This window comes from uncultured Methanobrevibacter sp., from assembly GCF_902788255.1.
Classification (GTDB): Archaea; Methanobacteriota; Methanobacteria; order Methanobacteriales; family Methanobacteriaceae; genus Methanocatella.
Map to the genome: position 1 here is coordinate 20,125 of NZ_CADAJR010000014.1, position 22,366 is coordinate 42,490.

Consider the following 22,366-nt stretch of genomic DNA (forward strand, 5'->3'; position numbering starts at 1 on the left):
TTTATTCCACCTCCACGACAATTCCTGTGATTTTATCAATGTGAAAACAACGATTTCTGAAATTTAGACTATAACAATCACCTATATCTTCAATAGACTGAAAAATTGTGGTAAAATCAATATCCCACATTTCTTCCCAGTCAAATTGCAATCTTAATTGACTAATTAACTCTTCATCAGTGAAATATTGACTTAAAGCCATCTAATACCACTCTCCAAAACAAATTTTTTGTTTAAGATTGATCTTGTTACATCATCAGCTGAAGCCATAAATCCATTTTCATCATTGATATACTGATTATCGCTTGTCAATTCATTGTTATTAGGATTGTAATTTGGAATATTGACATATAAATTGACTTTGTATATATTAATCAAGTAATCGGCAGTTAAATGACCTAAAATTTGGTAGATAATTCTTTTTTTATAGTTCTCATCGGTTTCATTGAGTTTGCGATAAACACCATATTCTCTGCCGTGGCAATCAATGTATTCTCCTATCGATTCATTTAGGAACATATTCTCAAAATTATCATCATAATTGTCCAACCATTCTCCGACAGTATTCATAATAACTTTACGAGCAGGGTTATTAGATGATTTTAGACTTGAATTTTCAGGTAATCTGTCAAGAATTTCCTCTCCATATTCAGACATACATATCACCAACTATTCATCAACTAATGTTTTATTAATTGATATTTCACCAAGTTTAATTACCTGATTATTATTAACAGTAATAGAACTTAAATTTGAATCATCATCAAGGATAGTTGCAGAAGCTCTTAAAACTCCATCTAAACTCTCCAAAGCTGAATATAAAATGTTTTCATTTAGATTTTGACCTATTGAAAAACCATTGAAATCAAAACCATCATCAGTTACCCCACCATTAAAGAATGACTGCAACCTATTTACAATTAATTCATCCTCAAACTCATATTCGACTACCAAATCCAAATTCAGATTTAAGACAATATATTCTGGAACATCGACTATAAACCGATGACCTAACACGATATTCTCTGGTCTAGTGAACTCCTGTAAAACATTCACTAAAACTTCCTCAGAAACAGGTTTATCATATCCGTTGACAAGGATTTTGCGAGTATATGATTCATCATCAATTAAAAAAATATCATGAACTCCATCAATATTATTGCCTAAATCCTGATAATATCCAATACTTCCAAAGTTATCAATTCTAATGGCACTTAAAAGTCTTTCTTGGTATTCGTCATCTTCCTCATAATCTGTACCATCACTAAAAGCTTCATTATTTGTCACTTCAACAGTTTCATCAACGGTATCATCATCAATCATTGTTATAGTGTTTGCAGGACAATTTCCATCTTCTCCAACTGTCAGACAAGTACAATAGACATCTACACTTGTATCTCCTGCAACTATAACAGCTTCGGAATCAGTAACATATTCGAGATCATTATCTTCGCAAACGAGCAATGTTTCTTCTGGAATGATAATATCTACTGTTCTAACATCAGGTATGGTAAAAGTTACAAATCCAACAGCCTCTGAACCAGTATCACGAGGAAGATTGATTAAAGGATTTTCGCCGTGTAAATCAAGCCATTCTCCATAAGCAGATGATATAAAAGCAATTTTGGTGGCTTCATAATTATCTTCCATTAAGTCATATAAATCAACGGCAATTGACTCTAAAAGGTTTCTAATCTCAGAACCTTCGTTAAAATCAGTTACTCGTGTTTCACCCACTTCTAATTTTTCCTTATAATAATTTATCATTCTCTCTACAATACTTTCACGAGAGATTTCATCTCCAATGATATTGTAAAAACTTTCATTCTCTATCGGCAACGATTTCACCATCCTTTTCCAACACTAAACTCAAACTAAAATCAGTTTCATCATCAAAAACAATGAATAATTTGATTAAAATTCCACCAACTTTATTAAATGATGCTTCAACACTAAAATCACTTAATCTAGGTTCCTGCTCAAGAGTGTCCTCAATCTCCAATCGTATAAATTCCAATGTCTCATCGTTATGTTTCCAACCAAGAAAATTTGATAAAACACTACCGTAATCATAATAGAACAAATCTAAACTATCATATTCAGAATTTAACCTATTTAAGATAGATTGCACTAGATTGTCTTTATTTTCAACTAATATCAAATCGCCATCTTTAAATTCCCAATTATTGTTTAAATCTGTTCCTAATTCAATTATTTCTTCCATAAAAACACCTTTAACAATTAAATTCTAACTACACGGATTTTTACCACAGACGGCATAATAACAATTTTTACCTGTAAATTTGACAGTCTTTCCACTATGGCATGATGACCCTTTCCAATAGGTGTTGAATGACCTTTGTTTGCTTGTTGCATCACTGCAATACAGTTTTCCTTTGTATTTCATAACGGTGTAGTAATGGCATGTGGAATGAACAACGAAACAATTTATTCCTGCAGAACGGAACATACTTGCTGTTAGTCTACTAGTATCTGCACAGTTCAAATGTTTACGGTTATTGTAACATTTAACTGGTGTTTTATACTTAGAATTCGTATAACCTGAATAATTGACATTATCCAATAACCAAGAATGAATTAATTTAGCTTTCTTTAAATCATTAGTTTCATTTCCAACAATCTTTTTGACAAGATTGTCAATGACTTTACCTTCTCCACCTTTCAAACTGGTGTTTTTCTTGGATTTACTTGTTGTTTTTGATTTAGATGATTTTTTAGATGAACTTGAATTGGATTGCTGGGCTGATTTATAATCATTTTCCCATTTCAATCTACTCTCTCTGTATTGTCTTACACTGCTAGGGAATGGATTCACTTCAACTTCTGCATCGAACTTTGTACCATCATTAGTTATTGTAACTGCTTCAATATACCATCTATTCAATGAATATCCAACATAACGATTATAGGTTGAATTTAACACCTCTGCAAGTGTAGAAAAGTTTTCTAATACAAATTCGGTTGGTAATTCTGTATATAAAAACATATTTGTATGCAACTTCTTCAATAATGGATTTCCCAATGGTATTGTGAGTTTTAAACTTAATAAATCACGAATACTATCACTTAATCTGTTTCTAGCACTTGCCATTTCGTTATTGATTGATAGAGCAGTATTGGTAGATATTGGTGTAGTCTTTGTTTTCTTTGTTTTTTTAGTTGTTTTTTTAGCAGTAGTTTTGAAATTAGGGAATTTAGAAGCAATTTCCTTTGCATTTTTACCAATTACTACACCCACTCCAGCATTTAAAAGATGTTTTTCAGGATTACTGACACCTCTAAATCCTGAAGGTGAAAAATTATCATCGTGAGCACGAGGCAACCATTTTAAATTGTGGATATTTGTACTAGGTGGCGATAAGAATGCCACTACCATTTTGGCTTTTTTCTTTTTGAGAACATTTTTATAGTGGTTAGATGTCCAGTGTTCTTTTAATGTTCCAGCGCATGCTCCTCCATAAATGCACATATATATTCCATTCTTTTTCACACGATTTATTTGGGAATAATGATAACTTGGTCCGATACCACCAATTTCAACCTTATAACCTCTTTTTTTAAGATATTTTCCAATATCTTTCATTAATTTCATATCTTTTGACTTAGAATGAATATTATCAATGTTCATAAACACGGTAATGCCAGTTCCCTCTTTTTGCTTTGTATTAGTTGATTTTTTACTGGAAACTGTTTTAGAAGATGAGGTTTTTGTAGTGGTTGTTGCATTTGGATTATCAATGCTAGTTGTTAAATTACCGAAAAAGGCACTTAAATCCAATCTTACAAGTTTAGTGCTTGAGTAGGAATGACCTTTTTTCAATCTGTCTTGGGAATTAACAACGACACCTGTAATAATGTTGGTAGTGTCAAACTTGAATTTACTACTTGCTAATTCAGGTGTTGTCAAATATATGCCACTTAACAGCCAATCTTCTTTGCTGAATGGTTCTATTTGAAGTACACCATATTTATTGAAGTATACATCAATATAAGCTCCTGTACTAAACACTAAATTGCGGATTGCTTCAATATATGACACATCACGGAAGACCATTTGTGTAACTGATTTCATTGGATTGGAGTTTATACCATTGCCCCAAATTCCTTGATCATAATACAGTTTGGGTCTGAGTCCTGCAAGTTCATTTTTGTATTTAGGTAATTTTTTAGCAGATACTCTTCCTTTTCCATTATTTACACCATTTTGAGTGATAAATAATCTTAATAAATCATAATAACTGTTGTTTTTAGAAATCAAACTAAATTTGCTTTGGTACTTTCTACTGAAGTCTTGACATTGGTAACTGTATAATCCTGTTGATTTGTCATAATCTACAGTTAATATGATGCCTCCAAAGTCTTCGTGGTAAGGACTGCTAATCAAAATTGTATATAAACCAGTAGTTAAGTCAAAATAATGTGGGCTAGTGAAAGTTGCAGTCTTTTGCCTCATATCAGTTTCTTTAATCTGATATTTAGTCCAGTAAATCTGTAATTTATTTTTCCAAAAATCCTTTCCAAGTGTTTTTGATTTGGCATTTCCGAACCTACCTACATAAAGAATAGAATGATTTTGAACAAGATTAGTGTCATAATACACTTTTTCAACAATACTGCTTACTGCCATATTCAAAACCACCTTATACCTTGATTAATGCTTTTAAAGTTGCCTTATCAACCTTCCCATTTGCTTTTAACTTGTATTTCTTTTTATATTTCTTCTGGAACTGTTTAAGTGCAGTCTTTGTTACAGGTCCAAAATAACCATCTACCTGCTTTTTAGTCAAGTATCCTTTCTTTTTCAACACTTTCTGCATGTATTTAACACAATTACTCTTTTTTAAACCATATTTCAGATTTGAGAGTTTACATTTTTTCAATTTATTCTTGTTGGTACTGTTTGCCTTTGATTTTTTACTGGCTTTTGCTTTCTTTTTTGCTTTTGCATAATTTTTCTTGGCTTTATTAACATAAGAATTATCATTTTTGAATTTAGTAATGTTAATTCCTTTAAATTGAATAAATTCCAATGACCAAACAGTATTATCACGGTAAGTCTGCTTTCTATCACTGTTTTTAGAAATGATGTATCTGTCATTTTTGATGTCAATTGCTTCCGTAACTACATATAATGGAGTCATAGTTGTCATCCATTCGTGTAACTTTTCAAGAACTGTTGTATTACCAAACATATCATTTTTATTGATTATTACATCAATTTTAAATGAGATTCCACCGTAACCATTGTTTAAAAATTGTTTATTTCCCTCATTCAAGTCATTAACAATAATTCTTAGATCAGGTGTTACTCCAACACCTTTGTCTTGGATAACTTTTAAAGCCATTGGGGTTGAACCTTTACTAATTTCATCAGCACTTATCACACTAAAAAAACTCATACTGTCCTCCCTGCTGTTTTATTGTCCCAAAATATGTACTCTCGAATAACTTCAATGATTTCTTCAATTCTTTCTCTTTTATCAACGGTTCCAACATTTAAAGTGAGATTTAAAACATTACCACTTTTATTATCACTGGTGGCTGTTAACAATTCTAATAAATTATCGTTAGAAAACTCAAAATTAGATGATTTTATATCATTTAAATTATCCGTATTGAAACCTACATTGAATCTAGGGTTCCCAAATGATTTAACAGCATCTTTTCCAACATTTCCAAGATTACGAATGATATTTTGGCTTGAAGTTGGTATTCTCTCACCCGTATCTTCCATCTCCTTAAGCAATTTTATCTGCATAATCCCTGGAGAATGAATGCCCAATGCGTTGAGGAAATTTTTAACTGCATTTACACCTGCTTCCCAAAATTTAGCAGGTAATGTTGCAGCCCATTGTCCTACAGCACTTAACATACTGTTCAATTCTCCTACAAATCTAGATGGCATACTTGATATTTGACCCATAAATCGTGTAACTGAATTTACTCCAGCACTAAACATTCTCTGGACAAAATTATTACCAAAGCCTAGTGTTTTAGCAATCATATTAGTGAATATCATTGCTAATTGGAATGGAAGAGTTGCAATAAAAATCATTACACCTATTACACCATCGACAATATTATTACCAGTTATTGAAACATTGGATTGTAATAATCCACCTAATGTTGTGATATATGTGTAAAGGTTTTGCAGTGAACTTATTACCCAATTTACAAAGTTTATAACAGAAGTATAGATTATTTGACCTGCTAAAATAAAGGATTGACCTAAACCATCTATTGCAGCCCTAACCTGCTCGTTATTGAAGTAAAGATAACCTAAAACTGCAATCAATGCAATTATTGCTAGAACAATCAATGTTATTGGATTGGCATCCATCGCAGCATTTAATAGCCATTGGGCAGCTGCCCCTGCTTTAGTGGCAATAGTACTTGCAATCTGTGATAATTCCAATGTTCTCAGCGAACCTGCAAGGGTAACAATCCCGTTTATTCCAACTGCAAAAGAACCTGCCTGACCAATCAATCCCAAAAAGCTTGTTAAAGGAGCAAGGACTGGGGATAAAGTCAAGCTCATATCTTCCCAGGCTGCATTGATTTGTTCTAAGATGGTTTTATGTTCCGTCTCTTCATCTGCCATTGCTTCCAACTGACCCTCATATTCTCCAGTGAGTTTAGATGCATTTTCAATGCTTCCAGCTTGTAAACCTAATGCTTCTTCCAAAGCTCTTGCATCTCCATTGGACTCTTTTAAGGCATTTGATAAACCACTCAATGCAGCTTTACCACCACCGAACTTTTGAGTAGCACCTGCAATAATGACTGATGCTTGGTCTACATTGAAACCTAATTCATTGAATTGAGCATCATATTTTCTAAGAAAATTGTAGTAATTCTCCATTCCTCCAACAGTATTAGCATTAGCATAAGCCAAAGCATTGAAAGATGAAGATACATTGTTCATATCTACACCTAAAACACTCAATTCCTGTCCCAAACTGTTAGTTTTTTCAGCTCCAAGACCAAAAGCATCGTTTATTGAATCGATGTCGGTTGCTGATTTAGCAAGATTTCCACTAGATACACCTATTTGATCAAGGCTTTTAACATATAACATTGCTTCATTGTTGGGAAATGAAGCATTTGAGATATTGTTGATTAAACTAATTAACTGAGGTTCTGCAACACCTGTTTGGATAGCTAGTTGTCCTACATTGATACTTGCAGTATTCATTTCCTGAGCCATATTTTCTGCATTAGCACCTAAGCTTGACAATTCGCCTGCTATATTCATTAAGGTTCCTGCCTCAATCAACTCCAAACTATTACTCAATCCGTCGACATCTGATTGGGCTTTTTGTGCATTCTCACCTAATTCAGAGAGAGGTGTACCATCAACATTATTTAGTGATGAGGACAAATTATCAGAACTATCTGAAGCTTTTTCCATTGAAGTATCAAGCTCTTCAACGGATGATTCTGCTTCATCTACTTCTGAACTATCAACATTAACATCAATTTCTACATCTTCTTCATTTTGTTTTAATGTAGCTATTGCATCTGACAAATCCTCAACTTCGGTTTTGTCGGCTCTTGCTTTAATGTTAATATCTAGGTTATTATCTGCCATCTTTAATCAACCACTAAAAATGCTTTATTCTTCAAGCTATGTTCTCTACTAATTTCTTTCATACATATTATTGCTATTTGTTGTAAAATTGTCAAATTTTCAATATTTCCGTTGTTTAATCTGTGTCCTGCAATATATAATTGAGTTAAATGTTTTAATTTTCCAGTTTTTAGGTCTAAAACCCCATTAAATCATCGAATATTTGTTGTTGGGCATCTTCTGATGTATCCATCAATTCTACACCACTTATTCTGTTAATTTCATTTGTAATTCTTGTTATTACTCCTGCAGGTAATGATGCAAGTAAATCATCAGGGAATTTGGATTCATCGAGTTTATAAACACCTAATTTAGCCAATTCAATTAATAGGTTAGTTTTTAATCTTTTACTTGACAGTATGGCTTTTTGATATTCGTTTGTTGATAATGGTCTTATTAAAACTCCAACCTTTTTTGTAGTATTTGGATAAACGAATGTGAATGGGATTTTAGCATTTGTTCCCTCAGTGATTATTTGATCTAATTCAAAAATCTCATCTTCTTGTTGTAAATGTTCCAATTCTTTTTGTTTTTCCTTTTCAACAGACATCTTTTAAATCTCCTAAATATGAATGATAAATCAATATAAATAAAAATAAATTGTTTAAAAATTTTTTAAAAAAAAAGAATGAATAAAACAATGTTTAAACTGTTTTATTCATATTTTCTTTCTCTTCTACTTGCTTTAATCTTGATATTTTCAACGGTTTTTTCATCAGGCTTTACTTCATAATCGTTACCATTTACTAAACAATTGAAGTAATTATCTACAATGGTGTATGATTCATCAGGAGTGATGACAGTTTCTCTGATGGTAACCATTGCAGGAGTGCTTATCATCTTATCTAATGTTTCTGACATCTCTCTGTGTGAAGTCAATCCCTCATACCTTAATTTTGAAAATTCAAGACTCCACGGCACTTCATCAAGTCCTTCATTCACTACACCATCGAAAGTGGAAGTACTTGAAGTATTGGTTTCAGGACTTGCTTTAGCTGATGTTCCATACATCATTTTTTTACCATTAATTATAACTTCCTTATTAGCCATTATTCCACCTCAATAGTGATGTAAACATCGATTTCAGTGATTATTCCTGCAAATAACAGTTTAGTAATGTTAATATCAACACAACTTGGGCTTTTCTTTACTACATTGTATTCAATGTCTTCCAGTAAATCTAATGTATTTACACATCTATCTTTGACTCTATCCAATTCCTGTTTGATTTCATTTAAGGTTGCTTGTCTGTTTTTATCTCCCAAAAATTGATGTAGACTCATCTCTTTTACAACGAAATCACGAGTACGATTGATGTATAAATCATATCCATTTGGTAATTCACTGTTGACAACTACATATTTGTCGTTGGCTCTGTCCTGACATTTAAATAATGTAACTCCATCGGCTAGTAAGGTAGCACCGGGTTGACCTGTTTCAAAGGATAATTCTGGTTCTATACCAGTTACCTGTGGAACAACTTTCATTGTCATTGAATTTCCTACATTTAAACTTGCCAAAAGACCACAATAATAAGCTCCACTATCTACTTCAGATAACAGTGTTCCGTTGACAGTTAATTTTTGAGTAATCAATCCGTAACAGAAATTTCCTGCTAGATTTGCTTCAAAATCTTTATAGCAAACATAACCAGTTGGAAACTTGTTTAAATAACGATTATCCAAAAATTTGGTTATAATCCCTATTAATGTGCTAGGTATGATTTCCGCAATATATATCATATCATAGTCCTCACCACTGATTTTAGACAATGCGGTTGTTAATTTATCAGGAGTCAAACTTTTATCGATAGAAACATTTGCACCTGAACCTGACCTGCTGGTTGTATTTACAGCTAAAACACTTGAAGCTCCATAGAATAAGTATTCTAAACAGGATACACCATTATAGGTTTTATCTGTTCCCAGTTTTTCATGTGCTTCATCAATATTTACGCATAATACTGGATCAGTAACATCTTCTTCAAAAGCTCCAATTACTGCTATTTTAGATGCAAGTCCTGGTTTGCTTTTGACAGGGTTTTTCTTATTAAACACCTGTACTTTTGGTAAAGTAGCCATGTTTTTTAACCTCCTATTTTCAAATTCGCATACTCTTTAACAATTTTATCGAATTCTTTTTTGGTATTTATCTCGATTTTATTAATCATAATGTAGACATTTAAACCTGATTTAAACATATCAGGACAAGATAAATCCTTTAATTCTTGATTTAAATCAAATTTAGACATAAAAATCACTTTTCTTCTATTTTTTCTAGTAAAATATTACATAATGCATATTCATCTTCACTTGGAACTAATGATTCGGGATTGGATTTAACTTGAATTCTTAAATGTCCTCTTGTTAGGACAAAATCCCTATTGTATTCAGGTGTTAAATTCCTAATAATTGGCTTGTTATCAAATAAATCATTGTTCTGATAGATTAGTTTTGCAATTTCCTTAGACACGATTTTAATGATTTTTATTGATTCGGTGTAGTTTCTGTTCTTAGTAACTATCAGGACTTCCACTAAATCAGTAAAACTAGAAAATTCAAATCCTTCTATGTTTGATTCAGTATCTACTGCTCCCACAAAGATATTATTGCTTTCTTGAACTACATTTTTAGATGGATATCCAATCTTGAAATGTTTTAATAATGGATTACCATCATTTTTAGCTTGTAATAATATCTTGAGAATTATTTCATCACTGAGTAGCATCGAAAATCGCCTCTTTAACAATATCTACTGCTCTATTGGTTGTTTCTTCATAAGCAGGTTTTACAAAAGGTCTTGGAGGAGCAGGAGAACTGTATTGACTAAACACTTCATCACCTGATAATGTAAACCAGTGTAAAGCTTTTGCCTTTATTGGTCTAACTTCACCTCTTCCTTTTTCCACACATAAAGGATAAAAATGAGTGATGTTTGTTCCTATAATGAATGAGGTATCAGACTCTTCTTGAATCTCAATACTCCTTAATAAACCACCACCTGCATTGGTAAATGTAGCATTAGTTGCAATCGCCAATTCCTGTAATGACTTATTTGTTTCAGCTATTTTTCTTGCTCCTAATTTTGAACCATCTTCTAAACCTTTTTTATATCTCTCTGCAATCTCAACAGCAGGTGCGAATATTGGGTCTTCACCTAAAATTTGAATTAAATCTTCTAACTCACTAGTATCTAATGATACATTCACCTTTGTATCTAATTCACTCCAAGCACCCATATTTTCACCTTTTAGAAAATATTAAAATTGTATTTTTTAAATGGCTTTAACATCTCTTTGGCTTGTATAATCAATGAATCACCATAACCGATTGAATAGGTTTCATCTATTTGGTCATTTGGTCTAACATCATATTTTCGCCAAAGTAAACCTGCAGTCCATAAGATTAAAGCAGTATCACTTATAGGTACATCATTGAAATCAGTTAATTGAGTGTAAGATAAAGCATAATTGGTAGCCACATCGTAAAAATGAAGAATTTCATCGTTGGTTACTTTTTTATTGAAATCCATGTCATCATATTCTAATGAACTACTTTCGATTAAATCGCCATCTTTATCTATATTCTCTACAACCCAATTATCAAGTTTAAATAACACTTCTTTAATTATTGTTTCTTGTTCCATTAAAACACGACCTTTTAAAAAAGTATTAAAATAATTAATCAAAGGTTTGATAATTCAATAGGTTAATTCAACCTAGAAAAATCCCTTGAAAAATTATTCTGTTTCTAAACTGATAGTAAATGTAGTAGCATTTGCACTTACAGTAATGGTCTCGGTTTTAGATGTGTAACCATCTGCGGTAACAATTGCTGAATGTTCTCCATCAGATACATTGTGTAATGTACAGCCACCTGCAGAACCAGTAGTTCCTGTAATCTCACCAATTGATACACTTGCACCTTTGATTGCATCTGTTCCATCGTTGATGATGAAGTTTATGTTGCGAGTTTCAGGATTTACCTCATTATTAGGGAGTAACCTCACCTTCTTCATCATCAATCACTGCAGAAGGGATATTTTTGATTTTAGCTGCGAGTACATCCTTATTGTATAAGATTAAAACATCGAAATACACATCGACTGTAGATAAGTATGCTTTTGCAGATAATTCATAATCGTTTTCAGACTCAATCTCATTTAAGAAACCGAAAACAATAGAATCAGGGTCAGCCATTAAAATTTGTTCCTCGTAGCCATTATCTGGTTCATCAAGGAAATCAGCTTGTGCTATCGGAACACCCCATAATGTTAATTGACCGTTATCATCGAAATAAAGGTTATCTCCTCTTTCGGTTGGTCTTTGATCAGCTTCTTCAATGAGCAATCCTTCTAGTTCAGTAGAAACATAGATTTTTGCCTTAGCTCTTTTCCCTTTTTGTTTAGTGAATTGGGTTATCATTCTTTTGATTTGTTTGACTAAATCTTTACTTGCGTCAATGTCATGATAATATCCCATAGGTGCTCTACGGTCTTTGGCTACATTGGTTTCATATGTGCTGGCAATATCTTCCAATTGTTTGAATATTCCATTTATTTGGTGGATACCATCTGTATCGGTAGTGTTATCGTTTTTGATACCATACATACCAATGTTTTCTGCACTGTAACCTGCTCTTTCGGCAAGGATAGCTTCCATATGTGGTAAAAAGCTCTCTTTTTCGATGTTTGTTTTTAAGAATAATTTGCTAGTGTATGTAAATATTGAGAACGGTTCAGCTTCAAGTTTATTTCTACTAAATTCAGGAACTACTTCATCTAAATCAGTAGTGTACTCTTTTTGTAATGGAGCACCTTTGTTTTCCCCACTAAGTTTTTTCATGGATTGTAATCTTGCTTTAACACGAAGATAACTGATATCGTGTTCAATACTTTCCATTTGAATGAACCTAGCATCGTTTAAAATAGATGGGGTGTTTTCCACCAATTCTAAGAACCTATCAATTTCAGTTTGTTGTTTCCAACCTGGGTTGATAGCTCCTCCATTATTTCTTGGGCTTTTAGACCATTTTAAGATAAATGGCAAGTTTTTTTCAATAGTTTCACTTGTAACAACTTGTACAGACATATTTATCAGCTCTTATTGTAAATTTAAATTATAAAATATGGTTAATGTAATTTAACTTCTAATTTTTCTTCCTAAGTGATCTCTACCAGTTCTTTCATAGAAATCAGATGGGGGAGTCATATCGACTGCTACATCAGTCATAGAAGTTTGTCTTTTGTTAATATCAACATCGTCTTTTTTATCTTCCTCAGGGTTGGTCTCTTCATCTGAGTCATCATCTTTATCTTGTTTAGATTTGTTGATTTCAACATCATCTTCTTTTTCTTCCTCTTCATCAGCTTTATCAATATTAGGGTCAGTTCCACTTTTTGATACTGCTTCTGTAATTGCTTCTTTAACTGCCTGAGCTACTGCACCTGGTAACTGTTCCAATAAATCTTTATTGGTGATATCTTCATTAACAGGTGGTTGTTCAACAGTTTCATCTTTGTCGATATCTGTTTCATCAGGCTTTTCTTCATCTTCAGTTTCGCTTTTGTTGATACTGAAGATATCACGAAGTTTAGCAAGAGATGATATCGGAATCATTGGTTCTTCATTCTTATTTTCATTAGTCATTTTTTCACCAGTTTTATCATTTTTATTGATGTAAACGTTGTAATCCATTATTTCCAAGCCATATTGGTTTGCTCCCTTGTCTACAAAACTAATAAACAATGGAATAACTTCTTCCATATCATCTAAGTCTTGATAGTGAATAGATTTGTTAATAAACCAATATTTCTTAGTCATGGCATCTTCTGAAACAGAACCAAGACTTAAACCTTGAATACTACCATCGTTTATTGAAGATAGTAATTCTTCATTAGTTATTGCAAAAGTTGCCATCCAAGAACCAGCTGGAACAATTTTACCATTGAGTTCGGTGTCGGTTTCAGTAATCCAGTTTGCAAGGACTTCGACACCCTCGTTTTTGATTCTAGTGTGCATTACATCAGTAGCTCTGTCTAGATACTTTGTAAAAATCTTTTTGATGTCTTTTTTATCTAGGCAATCGCCATCACTGTCTGGAACACCATTAGCAATAACAACACCAGTGATATAAGTTGCTTCGTTCAATTAAATGCCTCTCTTACAGTTTTCATAGCTCCTAGATTTAAACTAGAAAAAATACAGCTATGTCACGATTAAAAATAAACAATGATTTGATTAAAATAATGAAAAGCTATAAAACAAGTCATTGGAATTAAATCAAATCAATCAAATAATTAATGTAGGTTAATTTTGTACTAAAAGTAAATAGTTTTATATAGATTAGAATGCTCTGAATTGGCAATAGCATATCCATGTATTCTCAAAACTGCCATTTGGGTCGCAAGGATACATTAAAGGTTCAATTTCACCAGTTACATCGTGCATACATTGGAACGGTTCATAGAAATCAACTATCTGACCATCATTAGCAGAATGCCTTGTAGTCTGACCTTCATTAGTCCAAATCCATTCTTTCTGTGTGTAAACATCACTTAATCCTTTTTCTCTTGCTTCCTGATTGATAGCATCACATTCTTCCCAACTGGCATCCATTTGAGTTTGCCTATTCATTGCTTCAGCAGTAGGAGTTAAATCTCTGTAATTAAAATCATTAGAAGGAATGTTTATGCCAAATTTACTACGAATGAAATCGACATCTTTTACTGATTTTTCCATTATATTTTTACGATTTGCAATCTTCTTTTCCCTTTTAGCTATTTTTTGGTATTCTTTAAGGTTTAATTCATATTTTCCCAATACCTTTTCAGTATAATTTAAATTTTTGGTTATTCTATCTAATTCTGTTTCTACAATTGTATTCAATCTCGAATTGGCTTTATTCTTGATGAACATATGTTGTAGTGCTGAATTAGATGTATATTTTGAGTTTATGATTTTGTTATATTGTTTGTATACCGTAGGTTTGTTTAGGACATATAAATCACCGTACAACATTGCTTGGGTAGGTTTAGCTGCCGGTTTATCATTTATGTAATCTTCAACATACTGATCAATGATATTGTTGTTGTAGACTTGGATATAATATGCACTCAATTGATTCTGTTGTTTTTCAATGAGTGATTTTCTCTCCCAATATTTCCTGTTTAGGATTGAAGCCATGTCATAACCTCATTCGCTTCATTTAAGTCATCTTCAGAATAATCGGTCAAGCCTAACAACCTGCCATTGTAGTATCTTTCATTAAACAATGGGTTAGCATCATTATATTCCAATTGCAATTTAGGGTAATATACACTTACAGCTTTTATTGTCTCTCCAAGTGTTAGAATTCCGTTATTGAATAGATTTAAAATACTTCCGACTTCCACATCTTTTTTATCACTGAATATTGGAGTTTCAATATCTACTACACCGTTGTATTTGAAGTATTTTCGGTTAAATTTGTTGATTTCAATTTCAAACGGTAACTGCTCGTTCTCCAGCGATTTTGTATAAATCTCGTAGATTGTATTTGATTTTTGAGAATTCATTGACTCTGTTACATCATCAATCATTAGCCTGACTTTCGGAATGCTAAAACAGGCAAGAATGTCTTCATCACACCTATCAGCCAATTCTGATAGGTAGGAATAGTTTTGTTCTGAAATTGGTACATAACTGACTTCCAATGGAATCTCTGTATTAAAACTCTCTAAATCAAGAGTCAGTATTCCAGTTCCTGCGTCTTTCATCTGCTCTTCAAGGTCTTTTTTAGTTTCTTCTTTCTGTCCCTCGAAAGCAGGAGGTCTGCGAATAACAAGTATTCCACTCATTAAATTTCCCTCATTAATCTTTTTAGCATTTAATTCATCTAATGCTACTTTGGCAGCTATACTGTTGAATGCAGGTAGCCAATAAGGGATTTCATAAAACTCAGAAGTCTTTCCACCTCCCAACCAAAAGCATGTAGGTAGATCACTATCCTCTTCATCGTATTGGAATCTGCTTAGTTTCATCTTCACATCTGCTTTTCCATCGACTTTTTGGATAGCATAATAACTGTAAGTACCATCTCGGTTTGAATCCTGTTTGATGAACAATGTTTCGGCAGGGATTTGATATAGCTTGATTGGTAGACCAGTTTCTTCATCGAATATTATTTCAGAAGCACCGAATCCATAGGAATAGAATTCCTGAAGTTGTTTGTATAATTCATTAATATTATTTTTCCAAAATTTAGCAACGGTTTCTTCTATCTCTGATTCTTCATCAGTTAGATAGGTTATCTCATTAAGGATTACATCTTGAGCTAGGATACGGATTGCCTTATCAAGCCTATTGTTCTGCAGGATTAAATTTTGTGCTATTCCAACAGGGACAATTGGGTCAATCCTGTATTTGTAATCCTTATCTTCTTTGCTTGTTTTTGGTGCTATACTCGATTGGATTTGTTGTTTGTTTATTTCTAAACCGTTATTCAATCGAGAAAAGTTAATCTTCATATTTATCAGCTCAAAATAATTATTAGAATGATGAAGGTACATTACGGAAGGAAAATCAATATGGTTAGACACTTTGCAAAAATTGTGGTATATTCTCTATGTAAATTCGGTAACATTATTTGAAAAGTTTGTTTATGTAAATCAATGCACCTTCAATATATACTCTAATAAAAATAGTGAGATTTCAAATAATGAAACCTATTAGAAAAAATAAATTAATTTTACAAATTTATATATAGGTAAAATAAAAATTTAATCATGAAAGATTTATTAAAAAAATATTTAAATAAAGATGTAACCGTGAAAATAGGTGGCTATCGTTCAGTTAAAGGCAGTTTAATTGTCGTTTCTGATAGTTACTTTGCAGTAAAATCATTTTCTACCAAATATTGTTATCCTTATACAGTTATTCATGAAGTACAGATTAATTCAAATTCAATAACTATAATAACTGGTAGTGTTGATTTAGAAGATGTTTATGAAGTTTTAAATCAATTTTTAGGTTAAAATAATTAATAATCATTCACATTCAATTTTAAGATTAGATTATCAGTTAATGATTATAATCTTATTACATTTTGTATTTCCATAAAAGCATATCCTAAACTATCTAATTCATCTGGAGATGGATATTCTTTCATTATTTCTTTATCAGGGTGAATATAAACATATTGATTGAATAAACTTCTTAATCTATCAGGATTAATTCTATTATCAAAATACAATCTATCTTGTCTAATGAGATTCGCAGTAGGTCTTGCTCTATTGTACTTAGAATTACTTGATTGTGTTTTCTTCACTATTAATCCATATTTAGCTATTAAATCCTTTAATACTCCTTGCCAGTGTTTGAGGGCATATGTAGAATCACTTCCTGGTTCTTGTTCAAAATTCACTACATATGGATTCCACTTAGAATTTCTTATTATGAAGTTTCTTAATCTTTCTTCAGGAAAAGCTGAAGGTGTGGCATCTAAGTCTACCAATACCAATTTTCCATTATTAAAGTACACTAGACAGGACATAGCAAATTTATCAGAACCTGTACTTGCTGGGTCAATTCCGATAGCACTGAAAGTTGGTTGCCAAGTCTTGTAGGTGTTCTCATATGATATTAAGGCACTATTCAATCTCTCTCTTCTAATTAATAATCCCTCTTTGAGAACTGCATCCCAATCACCATATTTTAGCTGAAGCTTTGTTAATTCATCAAGTTTGTCTAGCTGATGACCGTATTGTTCTCTATCCAAAAATATATTGTCTAAATAGCTGGAAGCAATGAAAGGATTTGGGGCATCATCTTTAATGAATCTATCTTTCACCCAGTCATGACCTCGTCCTCCTGGGTTTGTCCCTGCTCTCATTCTAATTGGAACATCACTATCTTCAAGTTTCCTCAATCTACTGTGGAGATAAGTATATTGATTTTCAGGGAATTGTGTAAGCTCATCGAATCCCACGAATTGTAGCTCTGCACCTTGATACTGGTCGAGATCATTATTATGGGCTAGATATCCAAAGCTCAATGTGGCTCCACTTGGGAATGTCCAAGTCTTTGTATTACTGTTCCAATGTAACTCATCGTGAGTGGAGAGCCATTTATTCGCCCTATCCATGATAGCATTAGGTCTAGATAAATCCTGATATGTTTTCCTTAGGATTAAAGCTGAATAGTCAGGTTCACTAACATACTGCAATGCTGACATTAGGAGAGCATCAGACTTTCCACCTCCGGCCTGTCCTCCATAAAGTAATTCTTCACTGGGGTGAGTTAGAAAATGAACCTGATTTAGAAATGGTTTATGTGGTATATACGGATTGTCTATCACTGTTGATTTGAAATCCACTCTATAATTCATCCAATTCTCTTTCAAGCTCTTTAAAGTAATTTTCATTTTCAATCCTTTTTTCTTCTAGACTTTTCTTGCTTTCTACTTCCAATTTTCCGTCGTGATTTAAGTCCATACGGTCTTTTCTACCAAATTCATCAGGATAAACTCTTTCTAGATACCAAGCCGATGCAGTCCATTGTTCAGCTTCATGGATTTTCTTTAAGTGAAATAATTTGTTCCTATTCTTAGCCATCTGAAAGTCATTGTAGAAATCTCTGTATTTGCCTCTCTTTGCTTGTTTACCTTTGTTAAGCCATTTATACAATGTAGCTTCATTTATCCCTGCAACCTCTGCACATTCCTTTTGATTAAGACCAGACTCACGAGCTTTTAAAATAATTTGAATAGTTTCATCGTTGAACTTTGCCATAATCAATCTCCTTTAATAAGACTTGCTTTTTAGTGAAAAGGATATATTATATAGTGAAAAAAGCAAGTCAGTAATATTTCTCTTTCAATCTCTCAATCTTATCTTCAGGTATTGCCTTATACTTTGGAATGAAACTGAAAACACCTCCTACTCCATAGTCGCAGCGATTACAAGGAGGGTGAATTCTTAATTTGTTATACAACAAAGTTCTAATGAGATTTAATCTCCTGTTGTTATACCAAAACTCTTCAATGTCAGTATTATGAATGTTGCCAAAGATACTGGCATTATTCTCTCCATCTAAACAACATAATCTGATATCTCCATTGTATCTTATCACCAAGTCTTTAAATGGGAGTATACAAGGTTTAAACAATGGTTTTTCAAGAGGTTCATAACCTAATTTTGAAGCACTTTTGAAATCTAAGTTTCCAGCAAGATTATTCCAAGTCCTCAATCCTTTTTTGTTTACTGCAAAGTTATCAGGAATTAAAACCATTTCGTGTGTGGTATTTGGATTATGTCTTTCGTAAGGTTTGAAGTCTGTTTCTCCATCAATATGTACTTTAAAATATTTGTTGGATTTGTAATATTCAACTCTCTCGTCAAAAGTTCCATCGTAACAATCCACAGATAAGATGTTTCCACCTACTTCAAAGAATTCCTTTGCAGTTGCAATATCTAAAAAATCTCCATTTGTTATCAGATGAATCTGTGATTTTGGCAAGGTTTTTCTAAATAATCCTAAGATTTTTCTCCAATTAGGATTCAATAATGGTTCTCCTCTGTAATCGAACTGCAACCTCATTGGTTCAAATACTTTCAGACTATCTGCAATCTTTTTAGCAGTACTCAATGTCATAAAGTAATATTCATCTCTTTTGAGATGTCTTACTTGCCGAAAACATAACTTGCATCTACGGTTACACCCATATGTCAGTTCTATCACCGCATTGTGAGGTTTAGTCTGTCTGTTTGTCCTTTTCATACCATCCCTCTAATTCCTTGACACGATACAAGTTATCACCATTTTCATCGATGCCTACCTTTTCCACATGATTTCTAGTCCTTAATTCAACTTTCCGTGGATTATTCCAACACCATCGTGTAAAGTCATGGCAGTCCATATTGAGTGTTTGCGCCTTTGATCTAGAATCAGCTATACATGCAGAAACCTCTGACTCGACACCCTTAAAACATTCCTTTGAATATTTACCAACATCTTTGAAAGTTATAATATCTGATTTTCTTCTTTGGGCTTGTTCAACCGCATGTGTAAAATTACCGAAATACAGATATTTATGCATATCAGGAGGAATAGCACAACAACAGTAACTAGGGGTGTAGATTTGTCTAGACTTATTGCATGCATAGTATAATTTCAATTTCCGACAGGTTTCAATAAATTCATCGTAATAGGGTTGCAATATTTTATCTCGTTCTTCTTGGCTTTTTTTGGTATACAAATCGTATAAGTCCACTCCAGTGATTTCTGATAGTTTTAACATTCTATTTTTATAGAATTCAGGTAATACTGGTTTAACTAACAAATCTCTGATTTTACAAGCATAAGCTCCACTCATTTTTGCCTTTGTAACTAATCCCTTAACATCACTGTATCCTGGAATTAGTGGTCGGATAATGTGAGTTACTTTGATACCGTTCTTGGAGAGTTTTTTAATGTTGTTAAATCTTTCAGTAGGTGAAGGCACTCCTCTTTCAACCTTACGAGCAATTAAATCGTTGGAGGTTGATATAGCTATCCTGAAATGCCAGTTATGGCTGTGATTTTTGATAATATTCATATACTTTGGCTTAGTATACATAGAACCTTTACTGCAAAAGGTCAGTGGATAGTCAATTTCATCAAAGAATTCAAGCAGCTCATATGTTACTCCATATTTTCTTTCATTATTGCAGAATGGGTCTGAAACGGTACCGAATTGAATCATCTTTCTGTTTTTCACATACTTTTCAAGGAACCTGTATGTTTTAGGGATTTCTCCACCATTTAATATTGCAGTGAAAACTCTTTTTATCAAATCAGGGTCAATAGTCCTTAATGGCATGGAGTCGTGTTTAACAATGTTTCCCTGCTTTTTAGCACGTAGATTGATTGATTTTCTTGCATTGGCATCGCAGTAAAGACAGTTGTAACTGCAGAATGTATAATCATCAAGGAGGATAGGCATAAAACAAGACTCGTACTTGGTCTTCAATGTTATTCCTTGGTAATTCTTTTCGGGTTGTCTATTCTGATTCTTCATTTGTTAACCTCTCAACTAGTTCGTCTCCATCAACTACAATCTTTTTAAAGCTATCTTCACGGAAAAATGTATTGTGGTCAATTATTTCTAAGAACTTATTGGCTTTTTCCATGTCGATAAATGATATATAGACAATATTATGGTCCTTTTGATTGTCTTGAATGACTTCCAGCTCTTCATCAGGCTCTTCTACTCCTGCATCAATATCTTCAAAGATTTCATTGTATTCAAAATCATCTAACAACACTTCAACTTCAGTATCATCGAAACCTGTTAGTTCAACATTTAAATCACTTAGTTTCAAATCACTAAATAGATTAGTTAATTTATCATAATCCCAATCACCTGAAATCTTATTGAGTGCTAGATTGAGTGCTTTTTCGTGGTCATCTGACTCTATTTTCAAATCGGTATCTGTAAACACCCAACCGATGTCTCCTAGTTTGATAATGTTCAGTTCATCAAAGATTTTGTCATCTTCAAGGTGCTGGTCAATGAGTACATCAAACCTCTGATGACCGCCAATGATATGATTGTTCTTCAGATTTATTACAATTGGATCAACTAGTCCAAATGTAGCCAATGAGTTTTTGAGTTTAGTTGTCTCTGACTCTGATATAAATCTAGGATTGTAGTCTGCAGGAATAATGTCAGTAATTTTGATTTTTTCAATTTCCACCATAATTAATCACCTTCAATTTTATCAAGATATTCTAAAACTTTTTCTTCTGCAATTTCAAGTGCTCGCTCATCAATTTGTTGGTCGATTGCTTCTAGTTCTGCTCTTTTTGTTTTCTCTTTGTATCTGTCAATACTGGTAATAACTACAATCGCCAAGATAATTGCTAGAAAACCACTGAAAATTGCTATTTCATTTAGTCCATTGAATAATGGGTGTTCCGTTATTCCGTTGAAGATTAATACAACACCAGTTGATATTAAAGAACTTGACAATGTGGTCTTCACGAATCCATATGTCCAGATTGTTCTTCTCCATGGAATAATCTCGGTTAATTGCTTTTTCATCTGCTTAGTCTCCCTATGAGTTTAAAGTGTTCGCAAGCCAAATCAGTGTCCTTTATCTGATTTTTAGTGATTCTGCATCTAGGGTCAAAATAAGGGTATTCCCACCAATTTATGTAGTAATCCGCATATTTGCAATCTGCACAGGTAGGAACATACTCCTTTTCAATATTATTCATTTAACACCCATCTTCTTCATATTCTGCTTTTACAATGTCTTCAGCACGAGTTACACGGTAATTTTCAGGTATGATTTTGACCAGTAATGCACAAGCTCCAATTATCCCAACTGCAACTGACTGATATTTGGTTGGCAAGAAACTAATGTCATTGGCAGTTAATCCACTTATAAACACTAAAATGGCAAATATTCCACTGATTATCCAACTGTATTTTTTAAAACTTTTTAAATCTGTCATTTTCTCTCCTCCATCGAGAATTTTTGATTCTTTTGATTTTTTCATCAAGTAAGATGTCATTCAATGTCTTAAATCTGATACCTGCACTATAAGGATATGGAGACTCAATTACCAAACCACAATGATTGCAAAACACTTCCTCATTGTCATCTCGCATAAAATCACCTTTAACTCCACATACTGGGCATATTAAGTTTGAATAAGGTTTATTCGCCATTGACCTTGACACCTCTTCACTA

29 protein-coding genes are annotated in these 22,366 nt (G+C 32.8%); 1 reads left to right on the top strand and 28 read right to left on the bottom strand.

Features of this window, described 5'->3' with window-relative positions; genetic code table 11:
* Nucleotide 1: 1 nt before the first annotated feature.
* The 19 genes from QZV03_RS05000 to QZV03_RS05090 form a co-directional block, all read right to left on the bottom strand.
* Nucleotides 2-202: a hypothetical protein gene (locus QZV03_RS05000; protein ID WP_296874600.1), complete on the bottom strand. Its 201-nt coding sequence runs from the start codon at nt 200-202 to the stop codon at nt 2-4.
* A complete protein-coding gene (locus QZV03_RS05005; protein WP_296874601.1) occupies nt 193-657 on the bottom strand; it encodes a hypothetical protein in 465 nt (154 codons plus the stop codon). The genes QZV03_RS05000 and QZV03_RS05005 overlap by 10 nt, the downstream gene beginning before the upstream one ends.
* 12 nt (nt 658-669) lie before the next feature.
* Nucleotides 670-1,839 (bottom strand): baseplate J/gp47 family protein, encoded by a 1,170-nt coding sequence (locus QZV03_RS05010; protein WP_296874602.1) that lies wholly within the window; start codon nt 1,837-1,839, stop codon nt 670-672.
* On the bottom strand, nt 1,823-2,224 hold the full coding sequence (locus QZV03_RS05015) for a hypothetical protein (protein ID WP_296874603.1): 402 nt from the start codon (nt 2,222-2,224) through the stop codon (nt 1,823-1,825). The genes QZV03_RS05010 and QZV03_RS05015 overlap by 17 nt, the downstream gene beginning before the upstream one ends.
* 24 nt (nt 2,225-2,248) lie before the next feature.
* A complete protein-coding gene (locus tag QZV03_RS05020; protein WP_296874604.1) occupies nt 2,249-4,648 on the bottom strand; it encodes a transglutaminase-like domain-containing protein in 2,400 nt (799 codons plus the stop codon).
* Nucleotides 4,649-4,661: 13 nt separating this feature from the next.
* The gene (locus QZV03_RS05025) at nt 4,662-5,420 is read right to left on the bottom strand and encodes a peptidoglycan-binding protein (protein ID WP_296874605.1); all 759 of its coding nucleotides are present in this window, start codon (nt 5,418-5,420) and stop codon (nt 4,662-4,664) included.
* Complete coding sequence (locus QZV03_RS05030) at nt 5,417-7,612, bottom strand: hypothetical protein (protein WP_296874606.1); 2,196 nt, start codon at nt 7,610-7,612, stop codon at nt 5,417-5,419. Before QZV03_RS05030 ends, QZV03_RS05025 begins: the two co-directional genes overlap by 4 nt.
* Before the next feature lie 175 nt (nt 7,613-7,787).
* On the bottom strand, nt 7,788-8,201 hold the full coding sequence (locus tag QZV03_RS05035) for a hypothetical protein (RefSeq protein WP_296874607.1): 414 nt from the start codon (nt 8,199-8,201) through the stop codon (nt 7,788-7,790).
* A 104-nt stretch (nt 8,202-8,305) separates the two neighbouring features.
* Nucleotides 8,306-8,701, bottom strand: coding sequence for a hypothetical protein (locus QZV03_RS05040; RefSeq protein ID WP_296874608.1), 396 nt, complete (start codon nt 8,699-8,701; stop codon nt 8,306-8,308).
* The gene (locus tag QZV03_RS05045; protein WP_296874609.1) at nt 8,701-9,732 is read right to left on the bottom strand and encodes a hypothetical protein; all 1,032 of its coding nucleotides are present in this window, start codon (nt 9,730-9,732) and stop codon (nt 8,701-8,703) included. The genes QZV03_RS05040 and QZV03_RS05045 overlap by 1 nt, the downstream gene beginning before the upstream one ends.
* A 5-nt stretch (nt 9,733-9,737) precedes the next feature.
* A complete protein-coding gene (locus QZV03_RS05050; RefSeq protein WP_296874610.1) occupies nt 9,738-9,902 on the bottom strand; it encodes a hypothetical protein in 165 nt (54 codons plus the stop codon).
* A gap of 5 nt (nt 9,903-9,907) precedes the next feature.
* A complete protein-coding gene (locus QZV03_RS05055; protein WP_296874611.1) occupies nt 9,908-10,378 on the bottom strand; it encodes a hypothetical protein in 471 nt (156 codons plus the stop codon).
* Nucleotides 10,365-10,889 carry a hypothetical protein gene (locus QZV03_RS05060; RefSeq protein WP_296874612.1) on the bottom strand — a complete coding sequence of 175 codons (525 nt, stop codon included), beginning with the start codon at nt 10,887-10,889 and terminating at the stop codon, nt 10,365-10,367. Before QZV03_RS05060 ends, QZV03_RS05055 begins: the two co-directional genes overlap by 14 nt.
* Before the next feature lie 11 nt (nt 10,890-10,900).
* Complete coding sequence (locus QZV03_RS05065; protein ID WP_296874613.1) at nt 10,901-11,296, bottom strand: hypothetical protein; 396 nt, start codon at nt 11,294-11,296, stop codon at nt 10,901-10,903.
* 93 nt (nt 11,297-11,389) lie between these two features.
* A complete protein-coding gene (locus tag QZV03_RS05070; RefSeq protein WP_296874614.1) occupies nt 11,390-11,671 on the bottom strand; it encodes a PEGA domain-containing protein in 282 nt (93 codons plus the stop codon).
* The gene (locus QZV03_RS05075) at nt 11,643-12,740 is read right to left on the bottom strand and encodes a hypothetical protein (protein ID WP_296874615.1); all 1,098 of its coding nucleotides are present in this window, start codon (nt 12,738-12,740) and stop codon (nt 11,643-11,645) included. The genes QZV03_RS05070 and QZV03_RS05075 overlap by 29 nt, the downstream gene beginning before the upstream one ends.
* A 51-nt stretch (nt 12,741-12,791) precedes the next feature.
* The gene (locus QZV03_RS05080) at nt 12,792-13,799 is read right to left on the bottom strand and encodes an XkdF-like putative serine protease domain-containing protein (protein ID WP_296874616.1); all 1,008 of its coding nucleotides are present in this window, start codon (nt 13,797-13,799) and stop codon (nt 12,792-12,794) included.
* A 195-nt stretch (nt 13,800-13,994) separates the two neighbouring features.
* Nucleotides 13,995-14,834: a hypothetical protein gene (locus tag QZV03_RS05085; protein WP_296874617.1), complete on the bottom strand. Its 840-nt coding sequence runs from the start codon at nt 14,832-14,834 to the stop codon at nt 13,995-13,997.
* Nucleotides 14,819-16,156 carry a hypothetical protein gene (locus tag QZV03_RS05090; protein ID WP_296874618.1) on the bottom strand — a complete coding sequence of 446 codons (1,338 nt, stop codon included), beginning with the start codon at nt 16,154-16,156 and terminating at the stop codon, nt 14,819-14,821. The genes QZV03_RS05085 and QZV03_RS05090 overlap by 16 nt, the downstream gene beginning before the upstream one ends.
* A gap of 258 nt (nt 16,157-16,414) precedes the next feature.
* Here QZV03_RS05090 and QZV03_RS05095 point away from each other — a divergent pair, with 258 nt between their 5' ends.
* On the top strand, nt 16,415-16,663 hold the full coding sequence (locus QZV03_RS05095; RefSeq protein ID WP_296874619.1) for a hypothetical protein: 249 nt from the start codon (nt 16,415-16,417) through the stop codon (nt 16,661-16,663).
* A 53-nt stretch (nt 16,664-16,716) separates the two neighbouring features.
* Here the strand turns inward: QZV03_RS05095 and QZV03_RS05100 are convergent, their stop codons facing one another.
* The 9 genes from QZV03_RS05100 to QZV03_RS05140 all read right to left on the bottom strand — a co-directional run bounded on the left by QZV03_RS05100 (nt 16,717) and on the right by QZV03_RS05140 (nt 22,284).
* The gene (locus QZV03_RS05100) at nt 16,717-18,051 is read right to left on the bottom strand and encodes a phage terminase large subunit (RefSeq protein WP_296874620.1); all 1,335 of its coding nucleotides are present in this window, start codon (nt 18,049-18,051) and stop codon (nt 16,717-16,719) included.
* Nucleotides 18,005-18,418, bottom strand: coding sequence for a hypothetical protein (locus QZV03_RS05105; protein ID WP_296874621.1), 414 nt, complete (start codon nt 18,416-18,418; stop codon nt 18,005-18,007). The genes QZV03_RS05100 and QZV03_RS05105 overlap by 47 nt, the downstream gene beginning before the upstream one ends.
* Nucleotides 18,419-18,485: 67 nt before the next feature.
* Nucleotides 18,486-19,406, bottom strand: coding sequence for a radical SAM/SPASM domain-containing protein (locus QZV03_RS05110; protein ID WP_296874622.1), 921 nt, complete (start codon nt 19,404-19,406; stop codon nt 18,486-18,488).
* A complete protein-coding gene (locus QZV03_RS05115) occupies nt 19,381-20,685 on the bottom strand; it encodes a radical SAM protein (RefSeq protein ID WP_296874623.1) in 1,305 nt (434 codons plus the stop codon). Before QZV03_RS05115 ends, QZV03_RS05110 begins: the two co-directional genes overlap by 26 nt.
* Entirely contained in the window at nt 20,669-21,367 is a 699-nt protein-coding gene (locus QZV03_RS05120) for a ParB N-terminal domain-containing protein (protein WP_296874624.1), read from the bottom strand. Before QZV03_RS05120 ends, QZV03_RS05115 begins: the two co-directional genes overlap by 17 nt.
* 2 nt (nt 21,368-21,369) lie before the next feature.
* Nucleotides 21,370-21,711 carry a hypothetical protein gene (locus tag QZV03_RS05125; RefSeq protein WP_296874625.1) on the bottom strand — a complete coding sequence of 114 codons (342 nt, stop codon included), beginning with the start codon at nt 21,709-21,711 and terminating at the stop codon, nt 21,370-21,372.
* Nucleotides 21,708-21,887: a hypothetical protein gene (locus tag QZV03_RS05130; protein WP_296874626.1), complete on the bottom strand. Its 180-nt coding sequence runs from the start codon at nt 21,885-21,887 to the stop codon at nt 21,708-21,710. Before QZV03_RS05130 ends, QZV03_RS05125 begins: the two co-directional genes overlap by 4 nt.
* Entirely contained in the window at nt 21,888-22,127 is a 240-nt protein-coding gene (locus tag QZV03_RS05135; protein ID WP_296874627.1) for a hypothetical protein, read from the bottom strand.
* Complete coding sequence (locus tag QZV03_RS05140) at nt 22,105-22,284, bottom strand: hypothetical protein (RefSeq protein ID WP_296874628.1); 180 nt, start codon at nt 22,282-22,284, stop codon at nt 22,105-22,107. The genes QZV03_RS05135 and QZV03_RS05140 overlap by 23 nt, the downstream gene beginning before the upstream one ends.
* Nucleotides 22,285-22,366: the final 82 nt, after the last annotated feature.